The 15,803-nt window shown below is 67.6% G+C and carries 14 protein-coding genes and 1 riboswitch; of the genes, 4 read left to right on the top strand and 10 right to left on the bottom strand.

All coding sequences use genetic code 11. The features are described 5' to 3' along the window. Window positions 1–10 precede the first annotated feature (10 nt). Window positions 11–451, top strand: coding sequence for a PGDYG domain-containing protein (locus tag CF70_RS19935; protein WP_035868425.1), 441 nt, complete (start codon window positions 11–13; stop codon window positions 449–451). Between the two features lie 4 nt (window positions 452–455). On the opposite strand, the gene CF70_RS19940 is transcribed toward CF70_RS19935, so the two are convergent. The 9 genes from CF70_RS19940 to thiC form a co-directional block, all read right to left on the bottom strand. After that, a complete protein-coding gene (locus CF70_RS19940) occupies window positions 456–902 on the bottom strand; it encodes a PaaI family thioesterase (protein ID WP_045236253.1) in 447 nt (148 codons plus the stop codon). A 157-nt stretch (window positions 903–1,059) separates the two neighbouring features. Then, window positions 1,060–1,377 (bottom strand): hypothetical protein, encoded by a 318-nt coding sequence (locus CF70_RS19945; RefSeq protein ID WP_035868387.1) that lies wholly within the window; start codon window positions 1,375–1,377, stop codon window positions 1,060–1,062. Further along, a complete protein-coding gene (locus CF70_RS19950) occupies window positions 1,378–2,154 on the bottom strand; it encodes an AAA family ATPase (protein ID WP_035868390.1) in 777 nt (258 codons plus the stop codon). It abuts the gene before it with no gap. Next, window positions 2,151–2,714 carry a GNAT family N-acetyltransferase gene (locus CF70_RS19955; RefSeq protein WP_035868393.1) on the bottom strand — a complete coding sequence of 188 codons (564 nt, stop codon included), beginning with the start codon at window positions 2,712–2,714 and terminating at the stop codon, window positions 2,151–2,153. Before CF70_RS19955 ends, CF70_RS19950 begins: the two co-directional genes overlap by 4 nt. A 63-nt stretch (window positions 2,715–2,777) precedes the next feature. Further along, window positions 2,778–3,920, bottom strand: coding sequence for a thiamine phosphate synthase (locus CF70_RS19960; RefSeq protein ID WP_035868396.1), 1,143 nt, complete (start codon window positions 3,918–3,920; stop codon window positions 2,778–2,780). Further along, window positions 3,917–4,765, bottom strand: a complete 849-nt coding sequence (locus tag CF70_RS19965; RefSeq protein ID WP_035868400.1) for a thiazole synthase — start codon at window positions 4,763–4,765, stop codon at window positions 3,917–3,919. Before CF70_RS19965 ends, CF70_RS19960 begins: the two co-directional genes overlap by 4 nt. A 6-nt stretch (window positions 4,766–4,771) precedes the next feature. After that, complete coding sequence (gene thiS / locus CF70_RS19970; RefSeq protein WP_035868404.1) at window positions 4,772–4,969, bottom strand: sulfur carrier protein ThiS; 198 nt, start codon at window positions 4,967–4,969, stop codon at window positions 4,772–4,774. A 31-nt stretch (window positions 4,970–5,000) separates the two neighbouring features. Beyond that, complete coding sequence (locus CF70_RS19975; protein ID WP_035868407.1) at window positions 5,001–6,179, bottom strand: FAD-dependent oxidoreductase; 1,179 nt, start codon at window positions 6,177–6,179, stop codon at window positions 5,001–5,003. Window positions 6,180–6,323: 144 nt separating this feature from the next. Further along, window positions 6,324–8,210 (bottom strand): phosphomethylpyrimidine synthase ThiC, encoded by a 1,887-nt coding sequence (gene thiC, locus CF70_RS19980; RefSeq protein ID WP_035868410.1) that lies wholly within the window; start codon window positions 8,208–8,210, stop codon window positions 6,324–6,326. Window positions 8,211–8,314: 104 nt separating this feature from the next. After that, window positions 8,315–8,416, bottom strand: a riboswitch (TPP riboswitch). A 256-nt stretch (window positions 8,417–8,672) separates the two neighbouring features. Here thiC and CF70_RS19985 point away from each other — a divergent pair. Together CF70_RS19985 and CF70_RS19990 are read left to right on the top strand one after the other, a co-directional pair. After that, window positions 8,673–10,334, top strand: a complete 1,662-nt coding sequence (locus tag CF70_RS19985) for an acyl-CoA dehydrogenase family protein (protein WP_035868413.1) — start codon at window positions 8,673–8,675, stop codon at window positions 10,332–10,334. 269 nt (window positions 10,335–10,603) lie between these two features. Further along, entirely contained in the window at window positions 10,604–12,151 is a 1,548-nt protein-coding gene (locus CF70_RS19990) for a methyl-accepting chemotaxis protein (RefSeq protein ID WP_035868416.1), read from the top strand. Between the two features lie 67 nt (window positions 12,152–12,218). Here CF70_RS19990 and CF70_RS19995 read toward each other — a convergent pair whose 3' ends face one another. Next, entirely contained in the window at window positions 12,219–13,898 is a 1,680-nt protein-coding gene (locus CF70_RS19995) for a GMC family oxidoreductase (protein WP_035868419.1), read from the bottom strand. Window positions 13,899–14,189: 291 nt separating this feature from the next. Here CF70_RS19995 and CF70_RS20000 point away from each other — a divergent pair, with 291 nt between their 5' ends. Beyond that, on the top strand, window positions 14,190–15,593 hold the full coding sequence (locus tag CF70_RS20000; RefSeq protein ID WP_035868421.1) for a coniferyl aldehyde dehydrogenase: 1,404 nt from the start codon (window positions 14,190–14,192) through the stop codon (window positions 15,591–15,593). Window positions 15,594–15,803: the final 210 nt, after the last annotated feature.

The raw sequence follows: 15,803 nt of genomic DNA on the forward strand, positions 1-15,803 counted from the left end.
CTACCCCACCATGCCCCCCCTAACCCACATCGACCTGCGCACCGACCCCGCCGCCGCCCCCTACCAAAAACACGAAGTCGTCCAGGTAGCCTTCGCCAAGGAACCCGGCGAACTCATCAGCCTCGAAGGCCCCAACCGCTACCAGCCCGGCGACGCCATCATCACCGGCTCGACCGGCGACCGCTGGGTCGTATCGCGCGCGCGTTTCGACCCGAAGTACGAACCGCTGCAAGCCGGCACGCACGGCCAGGACGGCGCCTACCGGAACATCCCGGGCGTCGTGCTCGCCAAACGCATGAACGAAGCCTTCAGCATTGCCCGCTCCACCGGCGGCGACGTACTGCATGGCGCGGCCGGCGACTGGCTGATGCAGTACGCCCCGAACGACTACGGCATCGTCCAGCAGGCGCGCTTCGCCCAGGTCTACCGTCCGGCCAGCGGCAACGCCTGAAGCGTCAGTCGCCGCCGCTGCTCAGCGGCACCAGCTTGAACGCCGCGCGCGCCACGCACACCACCTCGCCGGCGGCATTCTTCACTTCGCCTTCGCAAAAAGCGATGCGCGCGCCGCGCCGCATGCAGCGCGCTTCCAGGTGCAGTTCACCGCGCGCGGCGGCCAGGAAGTGCGTGGACATATCGATGGTGATCACGCCGGTATCGAGCGGCGCATGCGAGCGCGCCGCGCCGCTGAGCGTGAAATCCAGCGTCGCCATCAAGGTGCCGCCATGTACGTCGCCCCGGCTGTTGACCAGGAACGGGCTGACCGGCAGGCGCGTGCGGCACAGGCCCGCTTCCATCTGCACGGGTTGCAGGCCGAGATGGCGCATCAGCGGCACGTCGATGCCGAAATAGGGCTTCTCGGGCGTGCCCGGCGCAACCGGGACAATCTGAGCGGGACTTTCCAAAACAGGGTTTCCTTGTTCGAGTTCTGCGAATTCCACCACGGCCTGGCCTTCGGCCACGGCATCGCCGGCCGCAATCGTAACGCCAACGCGATGCGCATGGTGCGGACCTGGCCGTTCACCGCACGCTCTTGTGCCCCTCTTGTGCCGCTCTTGTGCCCTACAGGATCTCCCGGACGAACCACGCATTGAAGCGGTAAAGCGCAATGGACGGAATCACGACAAACAAGAGCAGGCTGACGGCTGCACGCCGGTTTCTATAGAGATAGAGCGCCATCAGATCGCGCAGCGCGTAGCTGGCAACCAGCACCAGCAGCGGAATGTAGGCCAGCAGGCAAAACAGGAATATCCAGACAAGGGCACCGCCCTGCAACGCGCGGTCAAGAAAACCAACGTCGTCCATCCAGCGCGCATCCCCTGCGCTGAAGGTGACAAGCAGCATCAACAAGGAAGCGACCAAAGTGGGACAGCGCAGCATTCAGGCCGGCTCTTTCGCTTCGCCCGGCTCACCATCAAGCAGCACGCGCAGCATCCGCTCGGGACTGGCCAGGAAATCGCGCGTCACGCGAAAGTGCTCGGTGTCCTGATAGTCGATCCGCGCCACGCCGTCCGGCGAGCAGGTGTAGATCCACGCATTGGGATAGGCCATCAGGATCGGCGAATGCGTGGCGATGATGAACTGCGAGCCGTCCTCCACAAGATCGTGGATGCGCGACAGCACCGCCAGTTGCCGCTGCGGCGACAGCGCGGCCTCGGGTTCGTCGAGCAGGTAGAGCCCGTTGCCGCCGAAGCGATGCATCATCAGCGCTAGAAACGATTCGCCGTGCGATTGCTCGTGCAGCGAGCGTCCGCCGTAGGCATTGATGACGGGCGGGCCGAAGCCTGGCTCTTCATCCAGGCGCTCGATTTCCGTTGCCACATTGAAGAAGCTCTCGGCACGCAGGAAGAAGCCGTCTCGCGGGCGCTTGAAGCCGCGCGCAATGCGCAGGTACTCGTGCAGCACCGAATGCGACCTGCGCGTACCGAAGCTGAAATTGCGCGTGCCGCCCTCGGCGTTGTAGCCCATCGCCACGGCGATGGCCTCCATCAGCGTGGATTTGCCCGAGCCGTTCTCGCCGACCAGGAAAGTGACCTTGGGATGCATCTCCATCGCGTCCAGCGCGCGCACCGCCGGCAGGCAGAAGGGATAGCGCTCGAAGCTGTCGACGATGTCGCGCCGCAGGCTGACGCGGCTGATGAACTGGGACGAGATCACGGTGTTCGCCGGGGTGGATGACACGGCGCTATCGTAACGCAATGCGGCGCCTGCAGCACCAGACGCATGGCAATGCGCTGCCGCAGGCCAAGCCTGGCCTCGTGCGTCAGCGCGGCGGCCAGCCGGGGGCAAAGGCCGGCGGCGTCGAGCCGGCGAAAGCCGAGGCGCGCATAGAACGGCGCGTTCCAGGGGAGGTGGCTGAAGGTGGTGAGGCCTAGCGATTGCACGCCCCGCTGACGGAAAGAAACGGCTACGGCGTTCACCAGTGCGCGGCCGAAGCCGCGGCGGGCATGGATGGGATGCACGTCCATCTCGTCGAGGTAGGCGTGATGTCCATGCAGGCTGGCTAGCGCGAAGCCGGCGAGGATGCCGTCGGGGGCGATGGCGACCCACAGGCGGCATTCGCGCTGCGCGCGCCGGAAGTCTTCGATCGGGGTGACTTGCTCGCGCAGCGCCGGTGGCAGGTCAACCGCGGGGAATAGCGCGGCGGCGGCGCGTTCGATGGCGGGGAGAACGGATATGTCCGCCGGCGTGGCAAGGCGGATGTCTGCAGGTGGCATGGGTGTTATGGCGGTGGTGGCAGGCCCGGGTTCCCGCCTGGCCACCCTATGGGCCGCAGGCATTCATGCCTGCGGGAACATTCCCAGCAGGTTGCTCACCGCGGCCGGCACATCCGCCGCCTCGGTAATCGCGCGGACCACCGCCGCGCTGCCCACGCCCGCGGCCAGCACCTGCGGCAACCGTGCCGCGTCGACGCCACCGATGCCCACCAGCGAAGGCACCACGGGCTGCATCAGCCTGACGTATGCATGGAAGCGCCCCAGCCCCTGCGGCGCGGTCGGCATCACCTTGGTGGTAGTCGGGAAGATCGCGCCCAGCGCCAGGTAGCTCGGGCCGATCATTGCCACGCGCAGCATCTCCGCATAGCCGTGCGTGGACACACCAAGCCGCAGCCCGGAGGCGCGCAGCACATCGAGGTCTGCTTCGTCGAGATCTTCCTGGCCGAGGTGGATGCCGTAGATGCCGCTGGCCGCGCTGTCGTTGCCGTGGCTGGCGTGATAGTCGATAGCCGCACGCCAGTGGTCGTTGATAAACAGGCGCGACGCGCTGCCACGCGCGGCGTTCGCGGCGCGCTCGATTTCACTGCGCACGGCCTGCGCATCGTCCGACTTGAAGCGCAACTGCACCGTGGGCACCGCCAGCGGCACCAGGCGCTCGATCCACTCGGCACTCGGCACCACCGCGTACAAGCCCAGCGGCGGGCACGGCGCGAATGGCTCGACGCGCGACTCCGGCGCTACCAGCGCGGCATGGCGCACGCGTGGGAATCGCGCGAATTCCACCGGCCATTCCTGCGAGCCGGGCTGCCATGCGCGCGCCAGGCAGAGTGCGTCATGCGCGGGAAAATGCAGTGCCAGGCAAGCCAGCAGCACGGCTACGAAGGCCGGCGAGTGCGCGGTGTCGCCGTCGGCATGGGCGTTGAACACCCAGGTGCCCATCGGCGAGCGCACGGTATCGCTCCATTGCCCGCCCTCGCGGTCGCTTTCGATGGCGATGGCGCCGGCGGCGCCGATGCGCGCCAGCGTGCCGGCGTCGGCTTCGCCGTCGAACAGCACCACGTCGACATCGCCAAGCGCGGCGGGCACGGCGGCCTGCGTCCATACGCGCCACGCTTTCTCGTTGCGGCCGAAAGTGGCGCCGTAGCGCGCCAGCAGTGCGTCGTGCAGCGCGGCGTCGACACCGGCCTGGATACTGTGGCTAGTCATGCGCGGTCCTCCGCGCCTTCGGCGTGCCAGAACGGCATGCCCACCACCGGCGTGCTCGCCTGTGCAATGTCGCGCTCGGGCATAGGGCCGGCCAGGTAGGCGGTGCGGCCGGCGTCGACGGCCAGCGCGAAAGCGCGGGCCATGTTCACCGGGTAGGCGGCTTGCGCCACGGCGGTGTTCAGCAGCACGCCGTCGTAGCCCCACTCCAGTACCTGGGCTGCATGCGAAGGCAGGCCAAGGCCGGCATCGACGATCAGCGGCGTATCCGGCAGCCGTTCGCGCAGCAGGCGCATGGCGTGCGGGTTGACGGCGCCCTTGCCGGTGCCGATCGGCGCGGCCCAGGGCATCAGCGCCTGGCAGCCGACATCAAGCAGCCGGCGGCACAGCACGAGGTCTTCCGTGCAATACGGCAGTACCTTGAAGCCTTCCTTGATCAGCGTCTCGGCCACGGCAGGCAGGTTGAGCGTATCGGGCTGCAGCGTGTAGTCGTCGCCAACCAGCTCGAGCTTGATCCAGTCGGTCTCGAACACCTCGCGCGCCATCATGGCGGTGGTAATGGCTTCCTGCGGCGCCATGCAGCCAGCGGTATTGGGCAGCACCGGCACGTCCAGCGACCTGAGCATCTGCCAGAAGGCCTGGCCGCCCTCGCCTTCTCCGACCGCGCCCTGGCGGCGCAGCGCCACCGTCAGCATGGCAGGCTTTGCCACTTCCACCGCGGCCTGCAAGGTGGCGGGAGACGGATAGCGCGCGGTGCCCAGCAACAGGCGCGAGGCGAACGACTCGCCATAGAGCACGAAGGGATCGCCGAGCAGGTCGCGGCGCGATTCAGCGGTATTGAGGGTCATGTTGGGTCAGCCTCCCGTCACGGGTTGCACAAGGTCGATGCGGTCGCCGGCGGCGAGCGCTGTGGCCGCATGCGCGGCGCGCGGCACGAACTGGCCGTTGAGCGCGGCGGCAAAGGGCGGCGCGATGCCGGCGCCAGCCACCGCGTCGGCCAGGGTGGCGTTGTCGGCAAGAGCCAGCGGACGGCCGTTGAGCACGATATCCATGGGCGTTCTGTTCTATTCCGTTCCGTTCCGTTCAGTGCAGCACCGGCGAGCCGGCAACGGTGTCAAGCGCGGCCGCGATCATGCCGGGCCAGCGCAGCGCTGCCGGCACGGCATGGGCCGCGGGGTCGTCATCGAGCAGGGCCCGCACTACCTGGCAGGCCGCCTCGGTGACTGCCGGCGCGATCAGGAAACCGTGCCGGTACAGGCCGTTGAGGCGCACGATGCGGGCATGCTGGTCGACGCGGATGGCCGGCAAGTGGTCCGGGCGCGTCGGGCGGCGCTGCACATTGAGTTCCAGCACGCGCGCCTCGCCGAACGCCGGATGCAGCGAATACGCCGCCGACAGCAGTTCCAGCGCGGAGCGCACGCTCATCGGCGAATCGTCCTCGCTTTCGAGTTCGGTGGCGCCAATCACGTAGAGATCGTTGGGCTTGGGCGCGATATAGATCGGATAGCGCGGATGCAGCAGGCGCACCGGGCGATGCAGCTTGACTTCGGGCGCATGCACGCGCACCACTTCGCCGCGCAGCCCGCGCAAACCCGGCATGCTGCCATGCGCGGCCGGCTGCCCTGGCCACGCCGCGCGCGCGCCAAGGCCGCGGCAATCCAGCACCACGCGTGCGCAGATGCCAAGCGCCGGCAGGTCGCCGGCCTCGACTTCGCCGGCTTCCCACACGCAATGCAGGCCGCTGGCAACCGCGCAGGCCAGCAACGCGCGCAACGTGCCGCGATTGTCGAGCTGGCCTTCACCGGCCAGCAGCAGGCCCTGGGAAAAGCGGCCCGCCAGCGCAGGCTCGAGAGCGGCCACGCCGTTGCCGTCGAGCGCGCGCATGCGCTGCGCTACCAGTTCGGGCGGCGCCACCGCGCGCACGCGGCTGGTGAACAGCGACATTTCGCTGCGGTCGCGGGTATGCCAGACCACCAGCGTGCCGTCCTCCTGGAAGAACACCGGCTCCGGCAATTCGGCCACCCAGGCGCGCCACAGGTCGACACTGGCGGTGCCCAGCTCGACGATGCGGCGCTCGGCGATGGCGGATTCCGCCAGGGGCGCCAGCATCGCTGCCGCCACATGCGCGGCCGAGCCGGCGCCATCGGGGCCGGCTCGTTCGACCAGCGCCACGCGCAGGCCGGCACGTACCAGTTGCCAGGCGGAAAGGCGCCCGGCCAGACCGGCGCCGAGCACGGCCACATCAAACGACTGCGTTGTCATGGGGATGGTTGTGCCGGTGCTCGCCGCGACTGCGCGGCGGCGCGCCGGCCTCCTTTAAGTCATGGCGTGCCCTGTCCATCTGGAAGGGCACAGAACTTCGCGTGCGGCGCCCACGTTGGCGAGCGCCGCGCCCATTGCATTGCCTTACGAGTAGATCTTGCTGCCGCTCTTGACGAACTCGATCGACTTTTCCTGCATGCCCTTCTCGGCTTCCGGCTTGAGCGAAGCGGCGTAGTCGCGCACCTCCTGCGTGATCTTCATCGAGCAGAACTTGGGACCGCACATCGAGCAGAAATGCGCGATCTTGGCGCCTTCGGCCGGCAGCGTGGCGTCGTGGTACGAACGCGCGCGTTCCGGGTCCAGGCCGAGGTTGAACTGGTCTTCCCAGCGGAACTCGAAGCGCGCCTTGGACAGTGCGTTGTCGCGCAGCTGCGCGCCCGGCCAGCCCTTGGCAAGGTCGGCCGCGTGGGCGGCGATCTTGTAGGTGATGATGCCTTCGCGCACGTCTTCCTTGTCCGGCAGGCCCAAGTGCTCCTTCGGCGTGACGTAGCACAGCATGGCCGTGCCCATCCAGCCGATATTGGCCGCGCCGATGCCGCTGGTGATGTGATCGTAGCCGGGGGCGATGTCCGTCACCAGCGGTCCGAGCGTGTAGAACGGCGCTTCGTAGCAGTGCTTCAGCTCTTCATCCATGTTGGCCTGGATGCGCTGCAGCGGCACGTGGCCCGGGCCTTCGATCATGACCTGTACGTCGTGCTTCCAGGCCTTGTCGGTCAGCTCGCCGAGCGTGCGCAGTTCGCCGAACTGGGCGTCGTCGTTGGAGTCGGCGATACAGCCGGGACGCAGGCCATCACCGAGGCTGAACGACACGTCGTACGCCTTCATGATTTCGCAGATCTCGTCGAAGTGCGTGTACAGGAAGTTTTCCTTGTGATGCGCCAGGCACCACTTGGCCATGATCGAACCACCGCGCGAGACGATGCCGGTGACGCGGTCCGCGGTCATCGGCACATAGCGCAGCAGCACGCCGGCGTGGATGGTGAAGTAGTCCACACCCTGCTCGGCCTGCTCGATCAGCGTGTCGCGGAACATTTCCCAGGTCAGGTCCTCGGCGATGCCGCCGGTCTTGTCCAGCGCCTGGTAGATGGGCACCGTGCCGATGGGCACCGGCGAATTGCGCAGGATCCACTCGCGGGTTTCATGGATGTGCTTGCCGGTCGACAGATCCATGATGGTGTCGGCGCCCCAGCGGATCGACCACACCATCTTTTCCACTTCCTCGGCCAGCGACGACGTCACGGCGGAGTTGCCCAGGTTGCCGTTGATCTTGACGCGGAAATTGCGCCCGATCGCCATCGGCTCCAGTTCGGTGTGGTTGATGTTGGCGGGAATGATGGCGCGGCCGGCGGCGATTTCGCGGCGCACGAATTCCGGCGTCATGTCTTCCGGGCGCAGCGGCAGCGCGGCACCCAGCGCATTGCCGGGGTGCTGGCGCAGCAGCGCCTTGTATTCGGGCTTGTCATACAGCGCTTGCAGGTTCAGCGACTCGCGCAGCGCCACGTATTCCATCTCGGGCGTGATGATGCCGCGGCGCGCATAGTGCATCTGCGACACGTTGGCGCCGGCCTTGGCGCGGCGCGGGTTGGTCAGCTGGGCAAAGCGCAGGTGCGCGGTGGCCGGATCGGCGGCACGTGCCAGGCCGTATTCCGACGACAGGCCGGACAGCACTTCGGTGTCGCCGCGCTCTTCGATCCACTTGCCGCGCACCGATGGCAGGCCGGCCTTCAGGTCGATATGGATGTCCGGATCGCTGTACGGGCCCGAGGTGTCGTACACGGGAATCGGCGGATTGGACATCTCGCCCTTGTCCGTGCGCGTGGACGTCTGCAGGATCGTGCGCAGCGGCACGCGGATATCCGGGCGGCTGCCGGTCAGGTAGGTCTTGCTGGATGCCGGATAGGCGAACTTTTTGTCGAGGTCGGTTTCAAGCGACTCGAAAGATGCGGCGGGGGCGGTATTTGTGCGGGCCATGGGTGTCGTCCTCTCTCTTGCGGGGATGGACGAAACCAGGAGCCCTGTGAGCATGGCCGCGGCGCCGGGGCCGGGATCATGTGCCTTGGAGAAGGCAGGAGCTGTTCGGTAACCATGAAACTTCCCACGCCGGTACTAGCCGGATCGGGTTCGAAGGGACTCTCTCAGCCGCACGGCCCATCCGTACGGCACCCCTGTTTCATCCAACGGGGTGAATTTAAGCACAAGGCTCGGAGCTTGACCACCCCTGTTTCAATCTGGAGTGTCGTGCTTCGTGGTATCGCTGGCGAACGCGCAGCCTCCGGGTCGTGGCGCGCACACCGTACGCTGCGGCGCACCATGACTTATCGTGCGCGTGCCGGGACAGGGATGCAAGCCCACGCACATAGCGCGCCGCTTGCTTTACCATGCAATCAGACATGCCCATGCGCAACGCTCGCAGAAGACCGCACAGGAGACCTCATGACCGAAGCTGCCACCCACCGCGTGTTCAACCAGGTCCCGGATCTCACCGGCCACAACCTGTTCACCGGCGACCCCGCGTTGCGCGACGCGCTGGAGCGGCTTGGCGGCGGCTGGCACGCCAGTGCGCTCGATGTCTTCGGCGCGCGCCTGGGCAAACCCGATGTGCAGCAGTGGGCGGCCGAGGCCAACCGCCACTCGCCCGAGCTGCGCACGCATAGCCGCACCGGCGAGCGCATCGACGAAGTGGAATTTCCGCCCGCATGGCACGCGTTGCTGGCCCTGCTGCGAAGCCAGCAGTTGCAGGCGCTGCCGTTCGCGCAGCCCCGGGAGGGCGCGTGGGTGGCGCGCGCCGCGGGCTATTTCCTGCAGGCGCAGGCCGAGTCCGGATCCCTGTGCCCGCCCACCATGACCTTCGCCAGCATCCCGGTGCTGCAGAAGGAAGCTGCCCTGTTCGCGGAACTGGGGCCAAAACTGTTTGCCACCGAGCACGATCCGCGCGACCTGCCCTGGCGCGACAAGCACGCCGTGATGATCGGCATGGGCATGACGGAAAAGCAGGGCGGCTCCGATGTGCGCAGCAACACCACCGTCGCGCGCGCCGTGCGCGGCGAGGGCCGCGGCGCGGAGTACGCGATCACCGGGCACAAGTGGTTTTTCTCCGCGCCGATGTGCGATGCCCACCTGGTGGTGGCGCGCATGGGCGCGGAGGACGGGCCGCTGTCGTGCTTCTTCGTGCCGCGCTTTCGCGACGACGGCAGCAAGAACCCGGTGCAGATCCAGCGTCTCAAGGACAAGCTGGGCAACCGCTCCAACGCCAGCAGCGAAGTGGAATTCCGCGAGGCCACCGGCATCCTGATCGGCGAGGAAGGCCGCGGCATCCCGACCATCATCGAGATGGCCACCTATACCCGGCTGGATTGCGTGATCGGCAGCGCCGCCATCATCCGCGCGGCGCTGGTGCAGGCCATCCACCACGCGCGGCACCGCATGGCGTTCGGCCGCCTGCTGGCGGAGCAGCCGCTGATGCGCAACGTGCTGGCCGACCTGGCGCTGGAAAGCCAGGCCGCCACCCTGCTCATGATGGAACTGGCACATGCTTTCGAGCGGGCCGATGCCGATCCGCTGGCCGCGGCCTGGAAGCGCATCGTCACGCCGGCGGCCAAATTCTGGGTCTGCAAGCGCGCCATAGAGGTGACGGGCGAAGCCATGGAGGTATGGGGCGGCAACGGCTACGTGGAGGAAGGCCCGATGGCCCGGCTGTACCGCGAGGCGCCGGTCAACTCGATCTGGGAGGGCTCCGGCAACATCATGTGCCTGGACGTGCTGCGCGCGCTCCAGCGCAATCCCGAGGACGCGGGGCGGCTATTGCAGGACCTGGGACGGCGCGCCGGCGGCCATCCGGCGGTGCGCGCCGAACTCGCCTCGCTGCAGGCGATGCTGCGCGACGCGCCGGAACACCTCGAAGCCGGCGCGCGGCGCTTTGCCCAGGGCCTGGTGCTGACCGCGCAAGCGGCGCTGATGCTCGCCCATGCCGACACCGACGATGCCGAGCGCTTCGTGGCCAGCCGGCTGGGACGCCAGCATGGCCGCGTGTTCGGCACGCTGGAGGGCGGCGACGCCGCGCTGGCGGGCGTGGTGGCGCGCGCATGGCCGGCGTGAAGCCGGTGCATCGCCGCTCGTGAACGTCCAGAGGCGCCCAGGCAGCTAACACGGCCGCACGCCGCCATGCCGGCGCATGGCGCGATTCGTCCGTGCGCACCTGGCCTCGCAACATGCCCCCCGGATTAATTCCCCGCCTCGCTACAGCCAAGGCCAGTGATGCCGTAAACCGTTGATACAAAGGGCATACATTCAATACATAAGTGCTCGATGGTCACCTTTAAATATCAAGCGGAGCGCCTTGCCGCGGCGGGCGCCGACATCCCGACATGAACATCAGCCAACGCCTGCTACTTTCCTTATCTCTTGCCCTATTCGCCTTGCTCGGGGTGGGCCTTGGTGGAATCTGGCAACTCAGCCAGTCGGAACAGCGCTTCGAGTACTTCAACGACAATACGCTGGGCAGCGTGCGCATCCTTGTCAGCCTCAAGGACGACGTCAACGCCATGCGCATCGCGCTTTACCGGCACACCATGACCGACGACCTCAAGGGCAAGACCGAAGCCGAACAGTCGCTCGCCAGTGCGGACCAGCATTTCGACACTACCGCCGCCAGATACGAACGCGAGGATATCTCCGACGAAACCGATCGCAAGATGCTCGAGGCCGACCGGGCCGCCCTCAAGCGCTACCGCGACAGCCGCGCCGCCTTGCTGGAGAAATCGCGAGCCAACGATTACGCGGCCGCGCAGGCCATGCTCGTGAGTGGCGAGCTGCATGAAGCGTCGACCGCACTGCGCAAGACGATCGACGATCACGTCGCCTACAACGCGGAACTGGGCGAGCACGCCGTCCTGAACAATCGCGAGCAGTACCACACTGCAGTGATGGTGTTCTCCGTCCTGATTGCGGTAGCCGTGCTGGGCACCGGTTTCCTGGCGGTGACGCTTTACCGGCGCATCCATGGCAGCCTGGCCGAGATCGAGCAGACCCTGGAATACGTCAGCGACTCCCTTGACCTCGCGCGCCGCGCGCCGGTCGGGCGCATGGATGAGATCGGCCGCACCGCGGCCGCCTTCAACCGCTTGCTCGAGCGCGTGGCCGGGGCGCTGCATGAAGTGCGTCATTCGACCGAATCCGTGGGCGTGGCGGCACGCCAGATCGCCGCGGGCAATACCGACCTGTCGGCGCGCACCGAACAGCAGGCGGCCTCGCTGGAGCAAACCGCATCGAGCATGGAGGAGCTGACCACCACCGTGCGGCAGAACGCAGACAATGCGCGCCAGGCCAGCGGCCTGGCCGGCAATGCCGCCAGCGTTGCCGAGCACGGCAGCGCCGCAGTTCAGCAGATGGTGCAAACCATGGGCGCGATCAGCACCAGTTCCAGCCGCATCGCGGAAATCACCAGCCTGATCGAGGGCATCGCCTTCCAGACCAATATCCTGGCGCTGAATGCCGCGGTGGAAGCCGCGCGCGCCGGCGAACAAGGCCGTGGCTTCGCGGTGGTGGCGGGTGAAGTGCGCAGCCTGGCGCAGCGCTCGTCCAGCGCCGCCAAGGAAATCAAGGGCCTGATCGACAGCTCGGTCGACACCGTGCGCACCGGCTCGGCACAGGCCGAGGACGCCGGCAAGACCATGAGCGAAGTCCAGAATGCGGTAAAGCGCGTGTCCGACATCATTGCCGAGATTGCCGCGGCCTCCGACGAGCAGAGCGCCGGCATCGAACAGGTCAACAAGGCGGTCGGCCAGATGGACGAGGTCACGCAGCAAAACGCCGCGCTGGTGGAAGAAGCCGCAGCCGCGGCGCAATCGCTGGACGACCAGGCCGGCAAGCTGCGCGATACGGTGTCGACCTTCCGGCTGGCGAACGCGGCCTGACGGCGCAGCATCTTCGCAATGCCGGCCCGAGAGCCTGCGCGTGCCCGGCCCGGGGCCGGGCCGGGGCTCACACCGCCAACACCTCCGCCATGCGCAGTACCACGCGGGGACCGTGCCGGATCAGGTCGTGCGCGCGCTCGCCGATCATGATGGCCGGCGCATTGGTGTTGCCGCCGATCAGCGTCGGCATGATCGACGCGTCCACCACCCGCAGCCCTTCCACGCCCCGCACGCGCAGTTGCGGGTCGACCACCGCGTTTTCATCCATCCCCATGCGGCAGGTGCCGACGGGATGGTAGATGGTGTCGGCATGCTCGCGGATCATCTCGCGGATCGCGCTGTCGTCGCTGCCATCCGCGCGCAGGTGCGCCGAATACAACTCCTTGCCGCCGAACGCCGCCAGTTGCGGCTGGGCAAGGATGCGGCGCACGATGCGCACGCCCGCCACCAGGCCGTCGAGATCACTCGGGTCGGACAGGAAACGCGGATCGATCAGCGGCGCCTCGCGGATATCGGGCGAGGCCAGCCGCACCTCTCCCCGGCTTTTCGGGCGCAGCACGCAGACGTGGCAGGAATAGCCGTGGCCGAAGCGCAGGCGGCGCATATGGTCGTCGGCCATGCCGACCACGAAATGTAGCTGCAGGTCCGGTTCTTCCAGTCCGGGATCGCTCTTGAGGAAAGCGCCCGCCTCGGCAAAGTTGGAAGTCATCATGCCGGTGCGTTCGCGCCGGTATCGCAGGATCTCCGCCAGCATGCGGAAGGCGCCGCCCACCGACACGCCGAACAGCTCCGATGCCGCCACGCGCTTGTGCACGATGACGTCGAGATGGTCCTGCAGGTTGGTGCCAACGCCTGGCAGGTCATGCACCACGGGAATGCCCAGTTCGCGCAAATGCGCCGCCGGGCCCACGCCCGACACCATCAGCAGTTGCGGCGAACCGAACGCCCCTGCCGACACGATCACCTCGCGGCGCGCCCGCAGCACGGTCTCACGGCCATCCAGCCGCGCCACGACGCCCACCGCGTGGCGGCCTTCAAACTCGATGCGCAGCACTTGCGCGCCCGTCAGCACATGCAGGTTGGCGCGGCCGCCATTGCTGGCGCGGTCGGCGGCATCGCCGCGATGCAGGTAGGCCCGCGCCGCGTTCCAGCGCTCGCCGCCGTGCTGTGTCACCTGGTACCAGCCCGCGCCTTCCTGGTCCACGCCGTTGAAATCGTCGTTGCGGCGGTAGCCGGCCTGCTGGGCCGCCTCGATGAAACGCTGGCCAAACGGATTGGGCGTGCGCAGGTCCGACACATGGAGCGGACCGCTGCCGCCGTGCAAGGGATCGTCGTCGCGCCCGGCCACGCGCTCGTTGCATTCCGCGCGGCGGAAATAGGGCAGCACGTCGTCCCAGGCCCAGCCATCGCACCCGGCCATGGCCCAGCCATCGTAGTCGGACGGCGTGCCCCGCGTGTAGATCATGGCGTTGAGCGAGGAACTGCCGCCAAGGCCACGCCCGCGCGGCTGGTAGCCGCGGCGCCCGTCCAGCCCCGGCTGCGGCACGGTGTGGTAGCCATAGTTGCGGCTGCCGGCGCGCGGCAGCAAAGCCGCGCAGCCTGCTGGCGTCGACACCAGCACATGGTGATCGTGGCCTCCGGTTTCGAGCAGCGCCACGCTGTCGCTGCCGCTGTCGGCCAGGCGCCCGGCCAGGGCACACCCCGCCGAACCGCCGCCAACGACAAGATAGTCAAAGGTGGTTTCCATCCGTCTCCCCGCGTGGTCGGAGGTCAGTCTGCCGGGGTTGCGCCGGACGCTGGGGCAGGCCGGGCATGCCGGGCAACCCGGTCTGGCGGGCACGCCGAGAGCATGCCGCGAAATCAGTGTAGGGCTTTGCCGGGGCGCTGGAAAGGGTAAAGGCAGGGCGATGAATACGGCTGTTTGAAGCACGAGGCTAGTGGCCGGCCTCCATTGTCAGTGGCGGCCGCATGACATATGGTGCGGGAATTGAAACGCCGCGCGCGCCACGGGCAGCGCGCGGCCCCGGGAGAACGAGAGATGAGAGAAGTGCCCGAGATGTCATCCGTATTCGACGCCATGCGCGCCGCCTCGCGGCGGGACCAGTCGCCTGCCTGGGCCGTGCGTGCCGACCGTCTGCGGCGGCTGCGCAAGCTGGTGGCCGAACACCGGGACGAGATCTCGCAGGCCATCAGCGCCGACTTTGGCAATCGCGCTCACCAGGAAACCGCGCTGCTCGAAGTCTTTCCCAGCGTGGCTGGGATCGACGATGCGCTGCGTCATGGCAAACGCTGGATGCGGGTGCGGCGGGCGCGCACCGGGTTGTGGTTCAAGCCCGCCACGTCGCGGCTGATGCCGCAGCCGCTGGGCGTGATCGGCATCGTGGTGCCGTGGAACTATCCGCTCTACCTGACGGTGGGCCCGCTGGCAGGCGCGCTGGCCGCGGGCAACCGCGCCATGGTCAAGCTCTCCGAGTACACCCCGCGCTTCGCCGCGCTGTTCGCGCGCCTGGCGCAGCAACACTTCGCCGCCGATGAGGTCGCCGTGATCAATGGCGACGCGGAAGTGGCGAGTGCCTTCTCCGCCCAGCCCTTCGACCACCTGCTGTTCACTGGCTCGACCCAGGTCGGCCACCATGTCATGCGCGCGGCGGCGGCCAACCTCACGCCAGTGACGCTCGAGCTGGGCGGCAAGTCGCCGGCCATCGTCGGCCCGGGCGCCGACCTGGAGCACGCGGTCGAGCGCATCCTGGTGGGCAAGCTGCTTAATGCGGGCCAGACCTGCATCGCGCCGGACTATGTGCTGCTGCCGGAAGCGATGCGCGAGCCCTTCGTCGCGGCGGCACGCGCCTGCGCCGCCCGCCTCTACCCGGACCTGGCTGGCAACTCCGACTACACCACCATCATCAGCCCGCGCCACTTTGCCCGGCTGGACGGGCTGGTCAACGACGCCGAACGCGCGGGCGCGCGCGTGGTGCCGCTGTCCCAGGCACCATCGGACCCGGCACGGCGCCGGCTGGCGCCGGTACTGTTGCTTGACGTGCCCGCCGACGCCACCGTGATGCAGGAAGAGATCTTCGGCCCGGTATTGCCGCTGGTGGCCTACCGCACGCTGGACGAGGCCATGGATTACATCAATGCACGGCCGCGCCCGCTGGCGCTCTACCTCTTCGAGAAAGACCGCGGCGCGATCGACCGGGTGATGGCGCAGACCGTGGCGGGCGGCGTCAGCATCAACGAAACGCTGCTGCATATCGCCCAGGAAGACCTGCCCTTCGGCGGCGTGGGGCCCAGCGGCATGGGCGCGTACCACGGCGAAGCGGGTTTCGAGACCTTCTCCAAGCTCAAGCCGATCTTCCGCCAGTCCCGGCTCAATGGCGCCGGGCTGCTCAAGCCGCCCTATGGCAAGCGGTTTGAAACGATGATCAGGCTGTTGCTGCGCTGAGGGAGACGCGGCACGGAATATATGGCTACACCGAATCGTTGATCTGGCGATACCGCGTATCGCCGAAATCTCCCGGCTCTTCGGACGCCAAACTTCCTGTCTCCTGCCTCCTGTCTCCTGTCTCCTGTCTCCTGTCTCCTGCCTCCAGTTTCATGCACTTTTCATGGGCTTGACGTGTAGAGTCAAGGGCTTAACGTCAAAGTCAAAACC

The sequence above is a fragment of the Cupriavidus sp. SK-3 genome (assembly GCF_000611145.1).
Taxonomy (GTDB): domain Bacteria; phylum Pseudomonadota; class Gammaproteobacteria; order Burkholderiales; family Burkholderiaceae; genus Cupriavidus.

Excerpts from the sequence above, each read along its gene's own strand:
- CF70_RS19935 (WP_035868425.1), top strand. The coding sequence starts at position 11 with ATGCCCCCCCTAACCCACATCGACCTGCGCACCGACCCCGCCGCCGCC.
- CF70_RS19945 (WP_035868387.1), bottom strand. The coding sequence starts at position 1,377 with ATGCTGCGCTGTCCCACTTTGGTCGCTTCCTTGTTGATGCTGCTTGTC.
- CF70_RS19955 (WP_035868393.1), bottom strand. The coding sequence starts at position 2,714 with ATGCCACCTGCAGACATCCGCCTTGCCACGCCGGCGGACATATCCGTT.
- CF70_RS19960 (WP_035868396.1), bottom strand. The coding sequence starts at position 3,920 with ATGACTAGCCACAGTATCCAGGCCGGTGTCGACGCCGCGCTGCACGAC.
- CF70_RS19965 (WP_035868400.1), bottom strand. The coding sequence starts at position 4,765 with ATGACCCTCAATACCGCTGAATCGCGCCGCGACCTGCTCGGCGATCCC.
- thiS (WP_035868404.1), bottom strand. The coding sequence starts at position 4,969 with ATGGATATCGTGCTCAACGGCCGTCCGCTGGCTCTTGCCGACAACGCC.
- CF70_RS19975 (WP_035868407.1), bottom strand. The coding sequence starts at position 6,179 with ATGACAACGCAGTCGTTTGATGTGGCCGTGCTCGGCGCCGGTCTGGCC.
- thiC (WP_035868410.1), bottom strand. The coding sequence starts at position 8,210 with ATGGCCCGCACAAATACCGCCCCCGCCGCATCTTTCGAGTCGCTTGAA.
- CF70_RS19985 (WP_035868413.1), top strand. The coding sequence starts at position 8,673 with ATGACCGAAGCTGCCACCCACCGCGTGTTCAACCAGGTCCCGGATCTC.
- CF70_RS19990 (WP_035868416.1), top strand. The coding sequence starts at position 10,604 with ATGAACATCAGCCAACGCCTGCTACTTTCCTTATCTCTTGCCCTATTC.
- CF70_RS19995 (WP_035868419.1), bottom strand. The coding sequence starts at position 13,898 with ATGGAAACCACCTTTGACTATCTTGTCGTTGGCGGCGGTTCGGCGGGG.
- CF70_RS20000 (WP_035868421.1), top strand. The coding sequence starts at position 14,190 with ATGAGAGAAGTGCCCGAGATGTCATCCGTATTCGACGCCATGCGCGCC.